The sequence below is a fragment of the Erwinia plantamica genome (genome assembly GCF_043420595.1).
GTDB classification, from domain to species: domain Bacteria; phylum Pseudomonadota; class Gammaproteobacteria; order Enterobacterales; family Enterobacteriaceae; genus Erwinia; species Erwinia aeris.
In genome coordinates, this window is sequence record NZ_JBGCUC010000016.1 from 1 (window position 1) to 18,219 (window position 18,219).

Consider the following 18,219-nt stretch of genomic DNA (forward strand, 5'->3'; position numbering starts at 1 on the left):
GAGAGTAGGGAACTGCCAGGCATCAAATTGCGATAACCCCGACCTCACGGTCGGGGTTTTTTGCGTTTGTGGGCCGGGAAAACCTGGATATCGATCGTAAATACTCAGGCTAACAGAAGGACAGACGTAATCACCCGAGCCAAATGCGTATAAAAGATGCATAAAAGCCCCCCTCGTCCCACTGCCATCAGATTTCAGCCCGCCACCAGGCTTGCTATTCAGCTTTTGACTATCTTAAACGCCGCTCAACGCTTTTTTTTGCTGCAGAAATATGCGAAAGTAGAGCCAAAAAAGCTTTTTTCCGTCATTATTTTTCTGCGTGCGCAGCAGTTTTTTGAGCCTGCTCATCCTGGCGTAAGCGCCATTTCGCAGTAAATCCTTCCACGCTTCCACTCTGAAATCGGGTAAACTACGGGCAGATAAATTTGTTAAGGCCGTCTCATGTCCAGCCAGCAGCACTCTTTACAACCTTTCAATACATTTAATCTTGATGTCTCTGCACAAAATATCGTTATTGCTGCCACGGCAGAAGCGTTAAGCGCCGCCTGGCAGGAAAGCCAGCGCCAGCAGCGACCGGCACTGTTAATAGGCGAAGGCAGCAATATCCTGTTTTTAAAGGACTTTAACGGTACCGCCATCGTCAATCGTATCAAAGGCATAACGGTAAAAGAGAGCGCGGAAGCCTGGCATCTGCATGTAGGCGCCGGAGAAAACTGGCATCAGCTGGTTCAGTACACGCTGGAAAATGCGCTGCCAGGGCTGGAAAACATGGCGATGATCCCCGGCTGTACGGGATCGGCACCTATTCAGAATATCGGCGCCTATGGCGTCGAGTTAAAAAACGTCTGCGAGTATGTCGATATTCTGCATCTGTCTGATGGTCAGGTTAGCCGCCTTTCTGCGCAGGACTGCCAGTTCGGCTACCGTGACAGTATCTTCAAACACCAATATCAATGCGGCTACGCCATTATCGCCGTTGGTCTGATCCTGCAAAAGCAGTGGTCACCTGTCATCACCTACGGCGATTTAAGCAGGCTTTCTTCAGCTACGGTCACGCCACAGCAGATTTTCGACTCGGTATGTGCGATGCGCAGCAGCAAGCTGCCCAATCCTGCCGAAACGGGCAATGCCGGCAGTTTTTTTAAAAATCCGGTGATCGCTGCGGAACAGGCGGCCGCTATTGCGGCAGACTGGCCAGATATGCCGCGCTATCCGCAGGCTGACGGCAGCGTAAAGTTGGCTGCGGGCTGGCTGATCGATCGCTGCGATCTTAAAGGCTATACGGTAGGTGGCGCGGCGGTTCATCAGCATCAGGCGCTGGTCTTGATCAATAAGGATCGGGCGACCAGTGACGATATTGTGGCGCTGGCGCATGAAGTTCGTCAGCGTGTTGGACAGAAATTCAATGTATGGCTCGAACCTGAAGTGCGCTTTATCGGCGCCGAAGGCGAGCAGGATGCCGTCGGAGTCATTGCATGAAAGATCAAACCGTTCCGTTAAAACTTGTCGCCATTCTGGCCGACGGCGAATTTCATTCCGGCGAACAGCTGGGCGAGCGGCTGGGCATGAGCCGTGCCGCCATTAACAAACATATTCAGACGCTCAAAGAGTGGGGCATTGATGTTTTTACCGTAACCGGTAAGGGCTATAGCCTGTCAGGCCCGATCCAGCTGCTGAATGAAGAAACAATCCTCTCACAGCTGGATCAGGGCGGCCTGGCGGTGATCCCGGTGATCGATTCCACCAATCAGTATTTGCTGGACAGAATGGCTACGCTGCAATCCGGCGATGCCTGCGTGGCGGAATATCAACAGGCGGGTCGCGGTCGTCGTGGGCGTCAGTGGTTTTCTCCCTTCGGCTCCAACCTATATCTCTCTATGTACTGGCGGCTGGAGCAAGGCCCGCTGGCTGCGATGGGGTTAAGTCTGGTTATCGGCATTGTGACGGCGGAAGTCTTACAGGCGCTGGGCGCAAGCGATGTCAGGGTAAAATGGCCGAACGATCTTTACCTGAACGATCGTAAACTCGCCGGCATTCTCGTGGAATTAACGGGAAAAGCGGGCGATGCGGCGAATATCGTGATCGGCACAGGCATAAACCTGGCGATGCGCTCGCCGGATGCGAGCGTAGTTAATCAGGCGTGGATTAACCTGGAGGAAGCGGGTGTTACCATAGACAGAAACAAGCTGGCTGCCAGCCTGGTCAATAATATGCGCGGATCCCTTCAGCTTTTTGAGCGTGAAGGCCTGGCGCCTTTTATTGAGCGCTGGAGTAAGCTGGATAATTTCCTGAACCGGCCGGTGAAGCTGCTAATAGGCGACCGCGAGATACCGGGCATCGCCAGAGGCATCGATCAGCAGGGCGGCTTGATCCTGGAGCAGGATGGCATACGCAAATCCTGGGTTGGCGGCGAAATCTCTTTGCGTCCACAGGATAAATAAAAAGGGGCCGTAGCCCCTTATCGTCCTCTCGTGAAAGCGTTAACGGGCTTGCAGGAAAGCCAGCAGATCCTCGTTAAGCTGCTGCTGATGCGTAACGGCGAAGCCATGCGGCGCGCCGTCGTAAATTTTTAGCTGCGCGCCCGTGATGGTTTCGGCGGCCAGCTTGCCGGTTGCCTCAAAAGGCACGACCTGGTCGCTGCTGCCGTGAATAACCAGCGTCGGCACGTCGATCTTCTTCACGTCCGGGCGGAAATCGGTTTCTGAGAAAGCGGTCACGCAGTCGATAGTGCCCTTCAGCGAAGCCAGCAGCGCGATATTCAGCGTCTGCGTTTTTACGCCTTCCGATACCGTCATTCCCTTGTTGAGGCCGTAAAAGGGCGTGGCGAAATCGCTGATAAACTGCGCGCGATCCTTACGTAATCCTGCCTTGATATCGTCAAAGACAGATTTGTCCACGCCTTCCGGATGGTCATCGGTTTTGATAAAAATCGGCGTAACCGCACCCAGCAGCGCCAGGGCGCTAACACGTTCGGTGCCATAGCGGCCAATATAGCGGGTCACGTCGCCGCCGCCCATCGAGAAGCCGACCAGCGTAATATCGTGCAGATCGAGATGTTCGATTAGGTCATTAATATCGGATGCGAAAGTGTCATAGTTATACCCTTCCCATGGCTGATCGGAACGGCCAAAACCACGACGGTCGAAGGCAATAACGCGGTAGCCGCGTTCGGCCAGAAAATTCATCTGGCTGTCCCACATATCGGCATCCAGCGGCCAGCCGTGACTGAACAGAACCGGCTTACCCTTGCCCCAGTCTTTGTAATAAATCTGCGTACCATCCTGCGTCCTGAACGTGCTCATGCGTGTTTCCTCAGCTTATGGTTGGGTTGACTCGTTAACCTTAGCCTCAATTACGCCAGAAAGAGAAAGCAAAATATTTAACAAGCGATGAAATAATGATGGAGATCCGCCTGGCTTAGATAACGCGTAGTCTGACTACTGCTGCTGGCAGTGACGCCCCTGCCATCAAAACCTGTTTTACCCGCTGCTTTGCAAGGAAAAGTAAATTGTGAAGTTCATCCTTTATTATTCAAAAGAGAATAGTTATCGTTATCATGCGCATTTACTAAATCATGATGAATAATCAGGGATATGATTAATGGTTGATACAAAGAGTTTTAAAATCAAGCCGTTGGCGATGGTTATCGCCTGCTTTGCAAGCGGCCCGGCCTGGACGGCTGAAACAGAAGCAGTCAAAGATGACGAGGCGGAAATGGTGGTGACCCGCTCTGCTGAAGAGCAGCTAAAACAGCAGCCGGGCGTTTCTGTCATTACTGCGGAAGATATTGCCAAAGAGCCGCCCGTTAACGATCTTTCCGACATTATCCGCAAGATGCCCGGCGTAAACCTGACCGGCAACAGCGCCACAGGCAGCCGCGGTAACAATCGACAAATCGATATTCGCGGCATGGGGCCGGAAAACACGCTGATCCTGATTGACGGCATACCGACGAGGTCGCGCAATTCTGTGCGCTACAGCTGGCGTGGGGAACGCGATACGCGCGGCGACAGCAACTGGGTGCCGGCAGAGATGGTCGAGCGTATAGAAGTACTGCGCGGGCCAGCGGCGGCGCGCTACGGCTCCGGCGCGGCGGGCGGCGTGATCAATATCATCACCAAACGCCCCACCAACGACTGGCACGGTTCACTGTCGCTGTTTACCAGCCAGCCGGAAAACGACAAGGAAGGCGCCACCAGACGCGCCAACTTCAGCCTGAGCGGCCCGCTGGCGGGCGAAGCGCTGACCGCGCGGCTGTATGGCAATATCAATAAAACCGACGCCGATGCTTACGATATCAATACCGCAGAAAACGGTAGCCACGCGGCGGGTCGGGAAGGGGTACGCAACAAAGATATTAACGCGCAGCTCTCCTGGAAAATGACGCCGACGCAAATTGTCGATTTCGATGTGGGCTACAGCCGCCAGGGCAATATCTATGCGGGCGATACGCAGCACAGCAACGGCAATATCAGCGATCTGGTGCCGACGCTGTACGGCCAGGAAACCAACCGCATGTATCGTCAGACCTATGGCGTTACGCACAATGGCGTCTGGGACTGGGGGCAGTCAAAAGTCGGTTTCTACTACGAGAAAACCAACAATACCCGTCTGCATGAAGGCACGACAGGTCGCGTAGAGGGAATGATCGACAGCGAGACTTATGACACCAGCCGTCTGCAAAATTACCGCACCAGCGGCGAAGCAACTATCCCGTTGGAAAAATGGCTGGAGCAAACGCTGACGCTGGGAGCAGAGTGGAACCGCGAAGTGCTGAACGACCCCGCTTCGATGCGCGCTACCAATGCCAGCGGCGTGTCGGGCAGCGGCATCACGGACAACCGCAGCGCTAAAAACAGCGCGGAGATGAGCGCGTTTTATCTGGAAGATAACATTGAGCCGGTCGTCGGCACCAACCTGATCCCCGGTTTACGCGTTGACTATCACAGCAAGTTTGGCGCTAACTACAGCCCCAGCCTCAATGCTTCTCAGGCATTAGGTGAACACTTCAAGCTGAAAGCCGGTATCGCGCGTGTATTTAAAGCGCCTAACCTCTATCAGTCCAGCGAAGGCTATTTGCTGAAAACGCGGGGCAACGGCTGCCCGATCGGGATCGACAGCAAATGTTATTTGATGGGCAACGACGATCTGGATCCGGAAATCAGCATCAATAAAGAGGTTGGTCTGGAGTTTGCTAACGCGGGCTATGCGGCAGGCATTACCTATTTCCGTAACGACTACAAAAATAAAATCGTCTCCGGCACGGATTTTATTGGCATAGCTTCGGATGGTTATCATGTTCTGCGCTGGGAAAACGGCGGCAAGGCGCTGGTGGAAGGACTGGAAGGTAACCTGACTATTCCGTTGATCGAAGAAATGCTGGAATGGCGTACCAATGCGACCTATATGATCACTTCGGAAAATAAAGACACCGGCAATCCGCTGTCGATTATTCCTGAATACACCATTAATACGATGCTGGATTATAAGGTGACCAGCAAGCTTTCTACCAACCTGAACTGGACGTTCTACGGCAAGCAAAAACCTCGTCAATACGCTGAAAGTAATACCGAAAATGGTTCACTTTCCGATAAAGAAGTTGCGCCTTACTCTATCGTGGGCGTTGGCGTGAACTATGCCGTAATAAAGGATGTACAGCTGAAAGCGGGCATCAACAACCTGTTCGACAAGCGTATTTATCGTGAAAACGAAGGGGCTTCGACCTATAACGAGCCTGGCCGCGCCTGGTACGCGGGCGTTACGCTTTCGTTTTAAGCACGGATAAAGCCAGCCCCGGCTGGCTTTTATTTCCCTTCGCCGCTGGTGATTGATCGCGTACGCGGCCGCCACATTCGTTTTTTATTTTGAAATTACCTTTTCCCCTGCAGGTCGTTCCCTGCGTAAATATAAGCGTGCCTATACTCCCTTCAATATCCTCAGAAAAAGGCCCTAATCGCCTTACTACCAACGCAGCGGCAGACTTAACAAGGGGCGTCCACTATGGCCAGGCTAAAAGCATTTATTCGTTCCCATCGCTGGCTAACTTTACTGGCAGGATGCTTCATATTATTGGCCCTGACGCTTATCGTCTGCCGTTTATTTAGCGGCATGGCCGCTGAAAAAGTTTTTCCGGATCTGGCGCAGCCGGAAGAGACGGAAGCGCCTTCCACCTTTACCACCTACCGCGCTTCGCTGGCTACGGAAGCGATTCTGGGCGGCCAGGGCACGGGGCTGAACTGCTCCATCCCGAAACTGATGGAAAAAATTGCTTTCAGTCCTGCGGAAGACGGGTCGGCTATTTCTCTGCGCTTTCGTCAGGCCTGCGTGATGCACGACCTCTGTTACCGCCATGGCTATGCGACCTACGGTTATACCCAGGCGGACTGCGACAGCCAGCTCCAGCAGTCCGCCTATCGTTTATGCCGACAGATCAACCGGCAGGGAAACTCTCAGGATCCGCTGTCGGCGTACGCGGCTTGCGAACACGAGGCGAAAGAAGTGCTGCTGGGCGTAACGCTGGGCGGAGCAGGCTCTTTTCACAGCAGAAGAAGCTCGACCTGGTTTGAGTACGATCCGCAGCCGGCCAGGGCCGACGATTACATTGTAGGACGCGCCGTACCCCAGGAAACCGTCAGCGATCCGGGGCGGGATTTTGGCGTTCGCACCTTCTACTTTCGGCGCAACACCGTGAAAATGCGCGTGCTGGCGACGCCGCCGGAAAGCAGCCGCGTCAGCGCGCTGCCTTTTCCCGGCGTGCTGGTGGTCACGCCGCCGATAGTAACGGACAGGCCCTCAGGTGAAGATGCCGCGCTGCCGCCGCTGGTTTCCCTGGCTCGTAACTCCTATAGCGATACCAGCGTTCACCTGATCCCGTTTGCCATCGCCCGGCAGGAAACGCCGCAGAAGTCGAGCCATGCGCTGAGCTTTCCCGGCTGTGTTCAGGATGCCTGTTCGCAGGATGCCGACGCCTCAATCAATAAGCTGGCCGTTATTGATAACCAGCCGGTGCTGGTTTCGTTGACCCATCGCGGCGTACTGAGCAGCAACAAAACCACGGTAAAAATCGAGCAGAACGCGTTTATGCCGGGCGATGTCAGAAAGCCCATGACCGATTACGCGCTGAACGGCCCGTCAACCTCCGTCCACAATCAGTATCGCTTCCTGTCACACGATATGCTGTTTGAACGGGACGACGTCGGCCATATCACTCATGCGCTAGTTTTTGCTCGCGGCGTAGGGGTTTCGGCAGACGGCAGGCAGTTTATTCGCGATGACAGCGGGGAAGATTACGCCACGCGCGTGGCGGTAGCGCGGCAGAGGCTGGGCAACGGCCACACGGGAGAGCTCCAGCGCTTCTTTTTAAATGCCGCAGAGACGGATGAGCCGCTATCGTCGGTTCGGTTGGGTAAAGCGCAGGGCACGGCGCTGCTGGCGCTGGCGTGGTCGGCAGCCGATCTGCGGCGGGTAGAGAGCGGAAAACCGGCAAACCATCCGCCGCTGGTCAAAATCTGGCGGCTACCGCTAAACGGCGCCAGGCCGGATCCGGTACCGCAGGCGCTCAGCGTGCCCGTACCCGTGCCTAACGGCTACATCAGCCTGCCGCCGATTATGGCCCGCCTGAGCACGCAGGAGGCGCCGCTGATGATCCTGACCCGCGTCGCGCCGGATCGCTGGCAGAATGAGAATACCCGTCCGACAGCGGTTATAACCGATACGCTGGCGATCGATTTCGTGATGACATCGCTGCTTACCGAAGCCGACGGAAAAAACCGTTTTGCCAACAGCTACCAGCTGCGCTGCGAAATTAGCCTGGATAAGCAGCTTCAGTCCCCGGAGGCCAGCTCGCTAAGGCAGCGTGCTTATCGCATCCGCTATGGGCGCTATAACCCGACGCTGGAGACGCAAAACCCTGCCTGGCAGCTTAACGTCGTTAAATCCGATCTGGCCCGTCGCTGGCGGATGAGCCAGCCGATTGTTTCGGAACGGCAGCTTGCTGACGGCCCGGTGATGGCGCTGACAATGGTTTTTAACGGGTTTCCGGCCATGTCTTTTCAGGCGTTGTTAAAGGCGGAAAACGGGCAGCTGCGCTATTTGCCTGCGGACACCCTGCCGCGTTTTATCAACAGCTGCTCGTTAAAGGCGCTGGCAAACGGGCAATAAAAAAGGCCAGCGAAGGCCGGCCTTTTTTTATGGGATGCGCCGTTAGCGCATGGTGACAAACTCTTCCGAGCCGGTTGGGTGGATAGCCACGGTATTGTCGAAGTCTTTCTTGGTCGCGCCCATTTTCAGCGCCACCGCGAAGCCCTGCAGCATTTCATCCATGCCGTAGCCAATGCCGTGGATGCCGACGATCTTCTCATCTTTGCCCACGCAAACCAGCTTCATGCGGCACGGCTGGCGGTGCTGCGTTACGGCGGTATACATAGCGGTAAAGGCGGATTTATAGACCTTCACTTCGTCATCGCCATACTGCTCGCGCGCCTGCGGCTCGCTCAGGCCCACGGTGCCGATAGGCGGATGGCTGAAGACCACGGTCGGCACGTTGCTGTAATCCAGATGCTCGTCCGGCTTGTTGTTAAACAGGCGTTCGGAAAGACGACGACCGGCGGCTACGGCTACCGGCGTCAGCTCGACGGCACCGGTGTTGTCGCCCACGGCGTAGATGCCTTTCACGTTGGTGTTCTGATACTTATCAACGTTGATATAGCCTTTCTCGTTCAGCTCAACGCCGGTCACGCCCAGATTCAGGTTGTCGGTAGCGGGTTCACGACCGATGGCCCAGACCAGACAGTCTACGGTCTGCTCTTTGCCGTTTTCCAGCTGCAGCGTCAGGCTGCCGTCAGCGTTTTTAATCACCGCTTTCGGAATCGATTCGGTATGCAGCGTCGGGCCTTCCGCGTTCATCACTTCCACCAGCGTATCCACAATCAGCGGATCGAAGGTACGCAGCGGCGCGTGTTTACGCACGAACAGGTGAGTTTCAGAGCCTAACGCGTTAACCACGCCTGCGATTTCAACGGCGATATAGCCAGCGCCGACCACGGCAGTGCGTTTTGGCAGCGCGTCCAGGTCAAAGAAACCGTCAGAATCGATACCGTATTCCGCACCCGGAATAGACGGATGGACTGGACGGCCGCCGGTCGCGATCAGAATATGATCCGCCGTGATCTTCTCACCGTTCACTTCCACCGTATGGGCGTCGACAAAACGAGCGAACCCTTTGATGACGTCTACGTTATTTTTGCCCAGCACGTTATCGTACGAGGTATGAATACGGTCGATATAGGCGCTACGGTTCTTAACCAGCGTCGCCCAGTCAAAGCTGTTGACGGTGGTATTAAAGCCGTAGTCAGGGCCATACTGATGAATCGCTTCGGCGATCTGCGCGGCGTGCCACATCACTTTTTTTGGCACGCAGCCGACGTTCACGCAGGTGCCGCCAAGGTCTTTCGCCTCGATCAGCGCGCATTTTTGTCCATACATGGCCGCACGATTAATGGAAGCGATGCCGCCGCTGCCGCCGCCGATAGCAAGGTAGTCATAATGTCTGGTCATCGAAAGAGTTCCATAAGGGTCGAATTAATTGGCACTAGTGTAACGCCTGACGGCCAAATGCCGCAAAGTTTGCGTCTATGATTGTGATAGGGCGGGCGCGTCAGAAGCGCGGATAAACGGCATAAAGCGTGACGTAAATCGCTATTTTTGATTTAAAAACCGGCAAAGAGAGACGGAATGGAACTGCTTTTTTTAGGTACCGGCGCGGGGACGCCAAGCCGCCAGCGCAACGTTACCAGCATCGCTTTAAATTTACAGGGCGTACGCAGCGGCAGCTGGCTGTTTGACTGCGGCGAAGGAACGCAGCATCAGATCCTGCGCAGCGCGGTCAAGCCCGGCAAACTGGAAAAGATTTTTATCACTCACCTGCACGGCGATCATATTTTCGGCCTGCCGGGTCTGCTGACCAGCCGCTCGATGAACGGCATCAGCGAGGGGATCACGCTCTACGGGCCGCCAGGCATCAAAACCTTTGTGGAGATGTCCCTCAGCCTGAGCGGCTCGTGGCTGACTTTTCCGCTGGAGATTGTGGAAATCGGCGCCGGAGAGATTTTCAGCGACGAGCATTTCCGCGTCACGGCCTTTCCGCTGACGCATCCGGTGGAGTGCTACGGCTTTCGCATCGAAGAACATGACAGGCCCGGCACGCTGGACGCGGAACGGCTGCTGGCGGACGGCATCAAGCCCGGACGGCTGTTCCAACAGCTCAAGCTGGGCAAAACGGTCACGATGGAGGATGGGCGCGTAGTGGACGGCAGCCGCTATCTTGGCCCGGCGATCAAAGGGCGGACGCTGGCGATTTTCGGCGACACGGCGCCCACGGCGGCGGCAAGCGCGCTGGCGGCTGAGGCTGACGTCGTGGTGCATGAAGCGACGCTGGAAGCCGCCATGGAGGAGAAAGCCAACGGTCGCGGCCATTCGTCAACGGTGCAGGCGGCCACCATGGCAAAGGACGCGCGGGCGAAAAAGCTGATTATTACCCATCTCAGCTCGCGCTATCTGCGTGAGGATGCGGAACGACTGCTGGCGGAGTGTCGGGCGATTTTTCCGGCTACCGACATGGCGCACGATTTTGCGCTGTTTCCGCTATAGCTAACGCGGTCGGGCAGCGCCCGACCGGCAGGCCGGGCTTATTCCGGTACGATCCAGCTGACTTTGGTATGACCGGTGCCCGTTGGCACCAGCTGCTTATGCAGCCACGGCAGCACGTTTTTCATCTGCTGCTCCAGCTTCCACGGCGGGTTAATCACGATCATGCCCGATGCGGTCATGCCACGGCGATCGCTGTCCGGCAGTACCGCCAGTTCGATTTGCAGAATGCGGCGAATGCCCGTCGCTTCCAGCTCGGCAAACATACGTTTGATCTGCTGGCGCAGTACCACCGGATACCACAGGGCGAACACGCCGGTGCCGAAGCGCTTGTGGCCTTCCTGAATGCTTTTCACTACCGCCTGGTAATCCGTTTTGATTTCGTAAGGCGGATCGATCAGCACCAGACCGCGACGCGACGGCGGCGGCAGTTTGGATTTCAGCTGCTGGTAGCCGTCCGCTTTTTCCGTCCGCGCGCGCTCGTCTTTCTGAAACTCATTGCGCAGCAGCGGATAGTCGCTGGGATGCAGCTCGGTCAGGTTCAGCTTGTCGTAAGGGCGCAGCAGATGGCGCGCAATCAATGGCGAGCCGGGATAAAAACGCAGCCTGCCGTTAGGATTAAGCGCTTTCACACAGGAAAGGTAGCTTTCCAGCTCTTCCGGCACGTCGTCCTGCTGCCAGATTCGGGCAATCCCTTCCAGATACTCTCCGGTCCGTTCGGCATGTTCGCTGCCCAGCTGATAGCGTCCGGCGCCCGCGTGAGTATCGAGATAGAGGTAGGGTTTATCCTTCTCGTTAAGCGCGTTAATGATCAGGCTCTGAACGGTATGTTTGAGAACGTCGGCGTGGTTGCCGGCGTGAAAACTGTGGCGATAACTCAGCATGTCGTGGGATTTGTCCGGTGGGAAAAAAGCAAGTGTGCCGCACGAGCGGCACGATTCCTGCCCAGTATAACCGTCTGGCGGAAAAAATGCGCTATCCGGGCTGATGCAGCCAGAAGGGATAGGTAAAAAACAGCAGCTGCAACAGATTAAAAGCAAAATGCACCAGCGTGGAAACCCAGACGCGTCCGCTCCACAGCCAGGCCAGGCCGTAAATCACGCCGGCCAGCGCGGCAAAAAAGACCAGCATCGGCCCGCCTGGGTAATGTACCAGGCCGAACAGCACGGCCGTAATCAGCAGCGCCCACACGTTGCCGAGCCGCTGGCTCAGGCGCTGCTGCACGTAGCCGCGAAACAGCGCTTCTTCGGCCAGCGAAACAAAAAACAGGTTAGCCAGCATAAAAGCGCCGAGCCAGGCCGGCTGATGCAGCTCCACTCGCAGGCCGCCAGCCAGCGTGGCGATCAGCAGCAGCGTGGGCATAGAGAGCAGCAAAACCAGCCACCACAGCCGGTTAGCGGGCGGCGCGGCCGGACGTTTCAGCAGCGTTGGCAGGCAGCCCAGCAGCACAAAGGGGATCAGCGCCTTGTCAAAGTTGTAATAGAAGGTAAAAGGCGCGCTCTCTGGCCCAACCTGCACGCCGGAAACAATGCGCAAATTATTAAAGCCCGGCACAAGGTGCAGCATCAGCGCAACCGCGCTCAGAAACAGCAAGGCTTCTCCAACCGCGCCCAAAGCGTTTCGCGCCTGCTGCCTGTAACAAAAAAAGGCGACGGCGCCCATTGCCGCCAGCGCGCCAAGCGCCGGTAGCTGCACGGTATGATTGCTGACGCCCACGATCAGCGAGACAGCCAGCAGGCCCAGCGAAACGCGCCGGTAAAAAGGCAGAAAGAACAACGATGCGGCAAGGCAGTACCACATAAAGACGCTCCCTGTGAGTCAACAGAATAAATTGCGGAAAAAGTATGCTCCCGCTGCGCTTTGCAGGCAATTGCCTTTTTTAAGCCCGCCGGTGCCCCATTGATTTTCGCTACACTTAACCTCATGTTAGCTTAATCGCGCGCGGCAACGCGCCCCATACATCGATAACAAGGACTGCGCTATGACCAATCCGTTGCTGACTTCTTTTACGCTTCCGCCTTTTTCCGCTATTAAGCCAGAACACGTGGTGCCAGCCGTAACGACCGCGCTGGAAGAGTGCCGTGCGGCGGTGGAAAAGGCTGTCGCCCAAGGCGCGCCTTATACCTGGGATAACCTGGTGCAGCCGCTGTCAGAAGCCGACGATCGCCTGAGCCGCCTGTTCTCGCCGGTCAGCCATCTGAACTCGGTCAAAAACAGCCCGGAGCTGCGTCAGGCCTATGAGCAAACGCTGCCGCTGCTGTCGGAATACAGCACCTGGGTGGGTCAGCACGAAGGCCTGTACCAGGCTTACCGCAACCTGAAAGAAAACAGCTTTGACGCGCTGAGCGCGCCGCAGAAAAAAGCGGTAGATAACGCGCTGCGCGATTTCGAACTGTCCGGCATCGGCCTGTCGAAAGAGAAGCAGAAGCGCTACGGTGAAATCGCCGCTCGCCTGTCCGAGCTTGGTTCGACCTACAGCAACAACGTGCTCGACGCCACAATGGGCTGGAGCAAGCTGATTACCGACGAAAGCGAGCTGGCCGGAATGCCGGAAAGCGCGCTGGCCGCGGCCAAAGCGCAGGCGGAAGCCAAAGAGCAGGAAGGCTGGCTGCTGACGCTGGATATTCCAAGCTATCTGCCGGTTATGACCTACTGCGACAACCAGGCGCTGCGCGAAGAGATGTATCGCGCCTACTCCACCCGCGCCTCCGATCAGGGGCCGAACGCCGGGAAGTGGGATAACAGCGAAGTGATGGCGGAAACGCTGGCGCTGCGTCATGAGCTGGCGCAGCTGCTGGGCTTCTCTTCCTATGCCGAAAAATCCCTTGCGACCAAAATGGCCGAGAACCCGGCGCAGGTCACCGACTTCCTGACCGATCTGGCGAAGCGCGCCCGTCCGCAGGCGGAAAAAGAGCTGGAGCAGCTGCGCGCCTTCGCGAAAAAAGAGCACGGGATCGACGAGCTGAACCCGTGGGATCTGACCTACTACGGTGAAAAACAGAAGCAGCACCTGTACGCCATCAGCGACGAGCAGCTGCGTCCTTACTTCCCGGAAGAGCGCGCCGTCAACGGCCTGTTCGAAGTCGTTAAGCGTATCTACGGCATTACCGCTAAAGAGCGTAAAGATGTGGATGTTTACCACCCTGACGTGCGCTTCTTCGATTTGTTCGACGAGAGTGGCGAGCTGCGCGGCAGCTTCTATCTGGATCTTTACGCGCGTGAAAACAAACGCGGCGGCGCGTGGATGGACGATTGCGTCGGCCAGATGCGTCGTGCCGACGGCAGCCTGCAAAAACCGGTCGCCTATCTGACCTGTAACTTCAACCGCCCGCTGAACGGCAAGCCGGCGCTCTTTACCCATGATGAAGTCACCACGCTGTTCCACGAGTTTGGTCACGGCCTGCACCACATGCTGACCCGTATCGACACCCCGGGGGTTTCCGGTATCAGCGGCGTGCCGTGGGATGCGGTAGAGCTGCCAAGCCAGTTTATGGAAAACTGGTGCTGGGAGCCGGAGGCGCTGGCCTTTATTTCCGGCCACTATGAAACCGGCGAGCCGCTGCCTCAGGCGCTGCTGGACAAAATGCTGGCGGCGAAAAACTACCAGGCCGCGCTGTTTATCCTGCGCCAGCTGGAGTTCGGCCTGTTCGACTTCCGCCTGCACGCCGAGTTCGATCCGGCGAAGGGCGCGCAGATCCTGGAGATGCTGAAAGAGATTAAAAAGCTGGTGGCCGTGGTGCCAGCCCCGTCATGGGGCCGCTTCCCGCACGCCTTCAGCCATATTTTCGCTGGCGGCTACGCGGCGGGTTACTACAGCTATCTGTGGGCGGACGTGCTGGCGGCGGATGCCTATTCGCGATTTGAAGAAGAGGGCATTTTCAACCGCGAAACGGGCCAGTCTTTCCTGGACAATATCCTGACGCGCGGGGGTTCCGAAGAGCCGATGGCGCTGTTCAAACGCTTCCGTGGCCGCGAGCCGCAGCTGGACGCGATGCTGGCGCACTACGGCATTCAGGAACCTGCTGAGTGAAGATCTGCCTGATTGACGAAACGGGCGCCGGAGACGGCGCCTTATCTGTTTTGGCCGCACGCTGGCAGTTAGAGCACGACGAAGACGCGCCGATGGCGCTGGTGATGACCGACGCCCGTCTGGAGCTGCGCAAACGCGATGAGCCGAAGCTGGGCGGCATTTTTGTGGACTTTGTCGACGGCGCGATGGCGCATCGGCGTCGCTTTGGCGGCGGGCGCGGCGAAGCCGTCGCGAAAGCGGTCGGCGTCAAGGGCAGCTATCTGCCGGTGGTGACTGACGCCACGGCGGGACTGGGACGAGACGCCTTTGTCCTCGCCTCGCTGGGCTGCCGCGTGCAGATGCTGGAAAGGCATCCCGTGGTCGCTGCACTGCTGGACGACGGCCTGCAGCGCGGCTACCGCAACGCGGAAATCGGCGGCTGGTTACGGGAGCGCCTGACGCTGGTGCACGCTTCCAGCCTGGAGGCGCTGGCAGCGATCGGCGAAAAGCCGGACGTGGTTTATCTCGATCCCATGTATCCGCACCGGCAAAAAAGCGCGCTGGTGAAGAAAGAGATGCGCGTGTTTCAGACGCTGGTAGGCGCGGATGACGATGCCGACGGGCTACTGGAACCGGCGCGACGGCTGGCGAAAAAACGCGTGGTGGTCAAGCGGCCCGACTATGCGCCGCCGCTGGCAGGCGTCGCCACGCAGTCCGCCGTGGTCACCAAAAGCCACCGTTTTGATATCTATCCGCCGCTGAACACCGGGCAGTAGCAGGCAGTAAAAAGCCGCTTCCCCTGAACCAGCGGAAGCGGCTTATCGCACGATAAAGAAACCTTAATCCTCTTCTTCATCGCGCAGCGGCACAATCAGCATATCGATATGCACGGTATTAATCAGCTGGCGGGCCGAGGACATCAGCTTGCTCCAGAAATCCTGATGATGGCCGCAAACCACCAGATCCACATCGTAACGCTTGATGGCGTCCACCAGTACCTGACCCAAATCGCCGCTGCCGCTAAGGGTTTCGGAAATCGGGTAGCCAGCGCTGTTTGAAATATCGGAAAGCGCGGAGTGGGTTTCTTCGGAAATCCTTTTTTGCATATCGCCCAGGTTTACGTCGATCAGGCCGGTATAGAGATCGGAGTAATTAACGTCAACGTGGATCAGCGACACTTTGGCGTCGTAAGGGCGGGCCATAGATACCGCTTTTGCCACCAGCAGTTTACTTTCTGGTGAAAGATCCACGGCAATCAGAATGTGTTTGTAAGACATAATGCTACTCCTTCCATTCGGTGCGGCTGCATACATGCAGGCAGTCTGGCATCATAACACATTGAATTAATGCGATGTGGCAGGGTTCCCCGCGCCTGTCGCGACGCGTTTTTTATCTTTACAGTATAGCGAAAAATGTTAACAAATCCCGGTCAGCGCCTCACCTTTGCGAGCGGGATCAAAATGAATCTGCGCCTCTTTTTATCTCCAGACTCGCGCATGCTGGAAAAAATTTCCTTCCATCTCCTAAACTGAAGAAGAGAATAAAAACGCTGGACGGCAACGTTGCCGTTACCATAGCCCGGTCCTGGGGTTGGCTACACTCTGTTTAAGCATCATGACGGCGGCTGGCAGAGTATCGTCGTGGAGGGGAGCATGATTAGCACGATTGCACTTTTTTGGGCTCTTTGCGTGGTTTGTCTGGTAAATATGGCGCGTTACTTTTCTTCCCTGCGCGCGCTGCTGGTGGTGCTTCGCGGCTGCGATCCTTTGCTTTATCAGTACGTTGACGGCGCGGGCTTTTTTACCTCTCACGGCCAGCCCGGCAAACAGGTGCGGCTGGTACGCTATATCTGGATGCAGCGCTACCGCGACCATCACGACGAAGAATTTATTCGCCGCTGTGAACGGGTACGCGGCCAGTTTCTGCTGACCAGCGCGCTGTGCGGACTGGTTTTTATCAGCCTGATCGGCCTGCTTATCTGGCATTGAGGCATAAAAAAAGGCGGGGAAATTTCCCCGCCCTGAGCTTACTTTTCGCTGGATTACGGCACCAGCTTCAGCGCCAGCCAGTAAAGGCTACCCGACAGCACGATGGATACCGGCAGGGTAAAGACCCAGGCCAGCAGAATGTTTTTAATCGTGCGGCCCTGCACGCCGCCGCCGTCTACCAGCATGGTGCCGGCAACGGAAGAGGAGAGCACGTGGGTCGTTGAAACAGGCATCCCGGTGTAGCTGGCCACACCGATAGAAACCGCCGCAGTCATCTGTGCGGACATCCCCTGAGCGTAGGTCATGCCTTTCTTACCGATCTTCTCGCCGATAGTGGTGGCGACGCGGCGCCAGCCCACCATGGTGCCCAGCGACAGCGCCAGGGCAACGGCGATAATGATCCAGACCGGTGCGTATTCCACGGTATTCAGCATGTCGCCTTTCAGCTTGCCGAGGAAACGCTGATCTTCAGCAGAAACGCTTTTCAGCTTGGCCGTTTTATCGGCGGTATCCGAGATACACATCAACAGGCGACGCAGCTGGCCACGCTGCTCGACGTTTAACGCGTCGTAGCTTTGCAGGTTATTCAGCAGGCTCTGGGTGCGCTCGATAGCAGGCATCACGCGCGAAACATCGCAGTGAAACTCTTTCGGGCTACCCGGATTCTCTTCCGGCGTCGGCAGCGCAGGCGGCGCCATCTGCACCATCTGCGTCAGCGAATCGCCGTGCTGCCGGTAATACTGCTCCAGATGATTGACCGCATCGCGCGTGCGCGTGATGTCATAGCCGGAGGCGTTCATATTGACGACAAAGCCCGCAGGCGCCACGCCAATCAGCACCAGCATAATCAGGCCAATGCCTTTCTGACCGTCGTTAGCGCCGTGAGAGTAACTCACGCCGATAGCCGAGACGATCAGGGCGATACGGGTCCAGAACGGCGGCTTTTTCTTGCCGTCGATCTTTTCGCGTTCCGCAGGCGTCATATGAATACGGCGGCGCTTTTTATTGCCGCTCCAGCAGCGGCGCAGAATAAACACCATGCCGCCAGCCAGCACCAGGCCGACAATCGGAGAGATAACCAGCGACAGGAAAATGCCGATCATTTTTGGGATGTTCAGCGCATCAACGACCGACGTGCCGGTCAGCAGTGCGTTGGTCAGGCCAATGCCGATAATGGCCCCGATGAGGGTATGGGAGCTGGAAGCAGGCAGGCCGAAATACCAGGTGCCGAGATTCCAGATGATAGCGGCCAGCAGCATGGAAAAGACCATGGCCAGACCGTGAGCCGACCCGACGTTAAGCAGCAGATCGGTGGGTAGCAGATGAACGATGGCATAAGCAACGCTTAGCCCGCCCAGCAGTACGCCAAAGAAGTTAAATACGCCGGCCATGACCACCGCCAGTTGCGATCGCATTGCTCGGGTATAGATAACGGTAGCCACCGCGTTTGCCGTGTCGTGAAAGCCGTTAATGGCTTCGTAGAACAAAACAAAGAGCAGGGCAAGGACGAGTAACAGGCCGGTATGGTAATCAAGACCAGCAAACAGATGTAGCATAAGCGTTACGCCATTTTGGAGG

The 18,219-nt window shown here is 56.7% G+C and carries 14 protein-coding genes; 8 read left to right on the forward strand and 6 right to left on the reverse strand.

Annotated features, from left to right (window positions below; translation table 11 throughout):
- Window positions 1-441: 441 nt before the first annotated feature.
- Both murB and birA read left to right on the forward strand, forming a co-directional pair.
- Window positions 442-1,479 carry a UDP-N-acetylmuramate dehydrogenase gene (murB, locus tag AB3U87_RS16315; protein ID WP_394149752.1) on the forward strand — a complete coding sequence of 346 codons (1,038 nt, stop codon included), beginning with the start codon at window positions 442-444 and terminating at the stop codon, window positions 1,477-1,479.
- The gene (gene birA, locus AB3U87_RS16320; protein ID WP_253457326.1) at window positions 1,476-2,441 is read left to right on the forward strand and encodes a bifunctional biotin--[acetyl-CoA-carboxylase] ligase/biotin operon repressor BirA; all 966 of its coding nucleotides are present in this window, start codon (window positions 1,476-1,478) and stop codon (window positions 2,439-2,441) included. The genes murB and birA overlap by 4 nt, the downstream gene beginning before the upstream one ends.
- Before the next feature lie 39 nt (window positions 2,442-2,480).
- Here birA and AB3U87_RS16325 read toward each other — a convergent pair whose 3' ends face one another.
- Window positions 2,481-3,302, reverse strand: a complete 822-nt coding sequence (locus AB3U87_RS16325) for an alpha/beta fold hydrolase (RefSeq protein WP_301253350.1) — start codon at window positions 3,300-3,302, stop codon at window positions 2,481-2,483.
- A 298-nt stretch (window positions 3,303-3,600) separates the two neighbouring features.
- Between AB3U87_RS16325 and AB3U87_RS16330 the strand changes: the two genes are divergently transcribed.
- Both AB3U87_RS16330 and AB3U87_RS16335 read left to right on the forward strand, forming a co-directional pair.
- Entirely contained in the window at window positions 3,601-5,775 is a 2,175-nt protein-coding gene (locus AB3U87_RS16330; RefSeq protein WP_301289648.1) for a TonB-dependent siderophore receptor, read from the forward strand.
- 294 nt (window positions 5,776-6,069) lie between these two features.
- Window positions 6,070-8,160 carry a hypothetical protein gene (locus tag AB3U87_RS16335; RefSeq protein ID WP_394149755.1) on the forward strand — a complete coding sequence of 697 codons (2,091 nt, stop codon included), beginning with the start codon at window positions 6,070-6,072 and terminating at the stop codon, window positions 8,158-8,160.
- A gap of 42 nt (window positions 8,161-8,202) precedes the next feature.
- Here AB3U87_RS16335 and gorA read toward each other — a convergent pair whose 3' ends face one another.
- Window positions 8,203-9,555 (reverse strand): glutathione-disulfide reductase, encoded by a 1,353-nt coding sequence (gene gorA / locus AB3U87_RS16340; RefSeq protein WP_253457335.1) that lies wholly within the window; start codon window positions 9,553-9,555, stop codon window positions 8,203-8,205.
- Window positions 9,556-9,732: 177 nt separating this feature from the next.
- On the opposite strand from gorA, the gene rnz reads away from it, so the two are divergent.
- Complete coding sequence (gene rnz, locus AB3U87_RS16345) at window positions 9,733-10,647, forward strand: ribonuclease Z (RefSeq protein WP_394149758.1); 915 nt, start codon at window positions 9,733-9,735, stop codon at window positions 10,645-10,647.
- 38 nt (window positions 10,648-10,685) lie between these two features.
- Here the strand turns inward: rnz and AB3U87_RS16350 are convergent, their stop codons facing one another.
- Together AB3U87_RS16350 and AB3U87_RS16355 are read right to left on the reverse strand one after the other, a co-directional pair.
- Window positions 10,686-11,528 (reverse strand): 23S rRNA (adenine(2030)-N(6))-methyltransferase RlmJ, encoded by an 843-nt coding sequence (locus tag AB3U87_RS16350; protein ID WP_253457340.1) that lies wholly within the window; start codon window positions 11,526-11,528, stop codon window positions 10,686-10,688.
- Between the two features lie 91 nt (window positions 11,529-11,619).
- Window positions 11,620-12,444, reverse strand: coding sequence for a CPBP family intramembrane glutamic endopeptidase (locus AB3U87_RS16355; protein ID WP_394149760.1), 825 nt, complete (start codon window positions 12,442-12,444; stop codon window positions 11,620-11,622).
- A gap of 181 nt (window positions 12,445-12,625) precedes the next feature.
- On the opposite strand from AB3U87_RS16355, the gene prlC reads away from it, so the two are divergent.
- Both prlC and rsmJ read left to right on the forward strand, forming a co-directional pair.
- Entirely contained in the window at window positions 12,626-14,674 is a 2,049-nt protein-coding gene (gene prlC, locus AB3U87_RS16360; RefSeq protein WP_301253344.1) for an oligopeptidase A, read from the forward strand.
- On the forward strand, window positions 14,671-15,429 hold the full coding sequence (rsmJ, locus tag AB3U87_RS16365; protein WP_253457348.1) for a 16S rRNA (guanine(1516)-N(2))-methyltransferase RsmJ: 759 nt from the start codon (window positions 14,671-14,673) through the stop codon (window positions 15,427-15,429). The genes prlC and rsmJ overlap by 4 nt, the downstream gene beginning before the upstream one ends.
- Before the next feature lie 63 nt (window positions 15,430-15,492).
- Here the strand turns inward: rsmJ and uspA are convergent, their stop codons facing one another.
- On the reverse strand, window positions 15,493-15,930 hold the full coding sequence (uspA, locus tag AB3U87_RS16370; protein ID WP_125289982.1) for a universal stress protein UspA: 438 nt from the start codon (window positions 15,928-15,930) through the stop codon (window positions 15,493-15,495).
- 375 nt (window positions 15,931-16,305) lie between these two features.
- On the opposite strand from uspA, the gene uspB reads away from it, so the two are divergent.
- Entirely contained in the window at window positions 16,306-16,641 is a 336-nt protein-coding gene (gene uspB, locus AB3U87_RS16375; protein WP_125289981.1) for a universal stress protein UspB, read from the forward strand.
- A gap of 53 nt (window positions 16,642-16,694) precedes the next feature.
- Here uspB and pitA read toward each other — a convergent pair whose 3' ends face one another.
- Window positions 16,695-18,197 (reverse strand): inorganic phosphate transporter PitA, encoded by a 1,503-nt coding sequence (gene pitA / locus AB3U87_RS16380; protein WP_253457351.1) that lies wholly within the window; start codon window positions 18,195-18,197, stop codon window positions 16,695-16,697.
- Window positions 18,198-18,219: the final 22 nt, after the last annotated feature.

Excerpts from the sequence above, each read along its gene's own strand:
- uspA (WP_125289982.1), bottom strand. The coding sequence starts at position 15,930 with ATGTCTTACAAACACATTCTGATTGCCGTGGATCTTTCACCAGAAAGT.
- AB3U87_RS16325 (WP_301253350.1), bottom strand. The coding sequence starts at position 3,302 with ATGAGCACGTTCAGGACGCAGGATGGTACGCAGATTTATTACAAAGAC.
- prlC (WP_301253344.1), top strand. The coding sequence starts at position 12,626 with ATGACCAATCCGTTGCTGACTTCTTTTACGCTTCCGCCTTTTTCCGCT.
- murB (WP_394149752.1), top strand. The coding sequence starts at position 442 with ATGTCCAGCCAGCAGCACTCTTTACAACCTTTCAATACATTTAATCTT.
- gorA (WP_253457335.1), bottom strand. The coding sequence starts at position 9,555 with ATGACCAGACATTATGACTACCTTGCTATCGGCGGCGGCAGCGGCGGC.
- uspB (WP_125289981.1), top strand. The coding sequence starts at position 16,306 with ATGATTAGCACGATTGCACTTTTTTGGGCTCTTTGCGTGGTTTGTCTG.
- birA (WP_253457326.1), top strand. The coding sequence starts at position 1,476 with ATGAAAGATCAAACCGTTCCGTTAAAACTTGTCGCCATTCTGGCCGAC.
- AB3U87_RS16330 (WP_301289648.1), top strand. The coding sequence starts at position 3,601 with ATGGTTGATACAAAGAGTTTTAAAATCAAGCCGTTGGCGATGGTTATC.
- pitA (WP_253457351.1), bottom strand. The coding sequence starts at position 18,197 with ATGCTACATCTGTTTGCTGGTCTTGATTACCATACCGGCCTGTTACTC.
- AB3U87_RS16350 (WP_253457340.1), bottom strand. The coding sequence starts at position 11,528 with ATGCTGAGTTATCGCCACAGTTTTCACGCCGGCAACCACGCCGACGTT.
- AB3U87_RS16355 (WP_394149760.1), bottom strand. The coding sequence starts at position 12,444 with ATGTGGTACTGCCTTGCCGCATCGTTGTTCTTTCTGCCTTTTTACCGG.
- rnz (WP_394149758.1), top strand. The coding sequence starts at position 9,733 with ATGGAACTGCTTTTTTTAGGTACCGGCGCGGGGACGCCAAGCCGCCAG.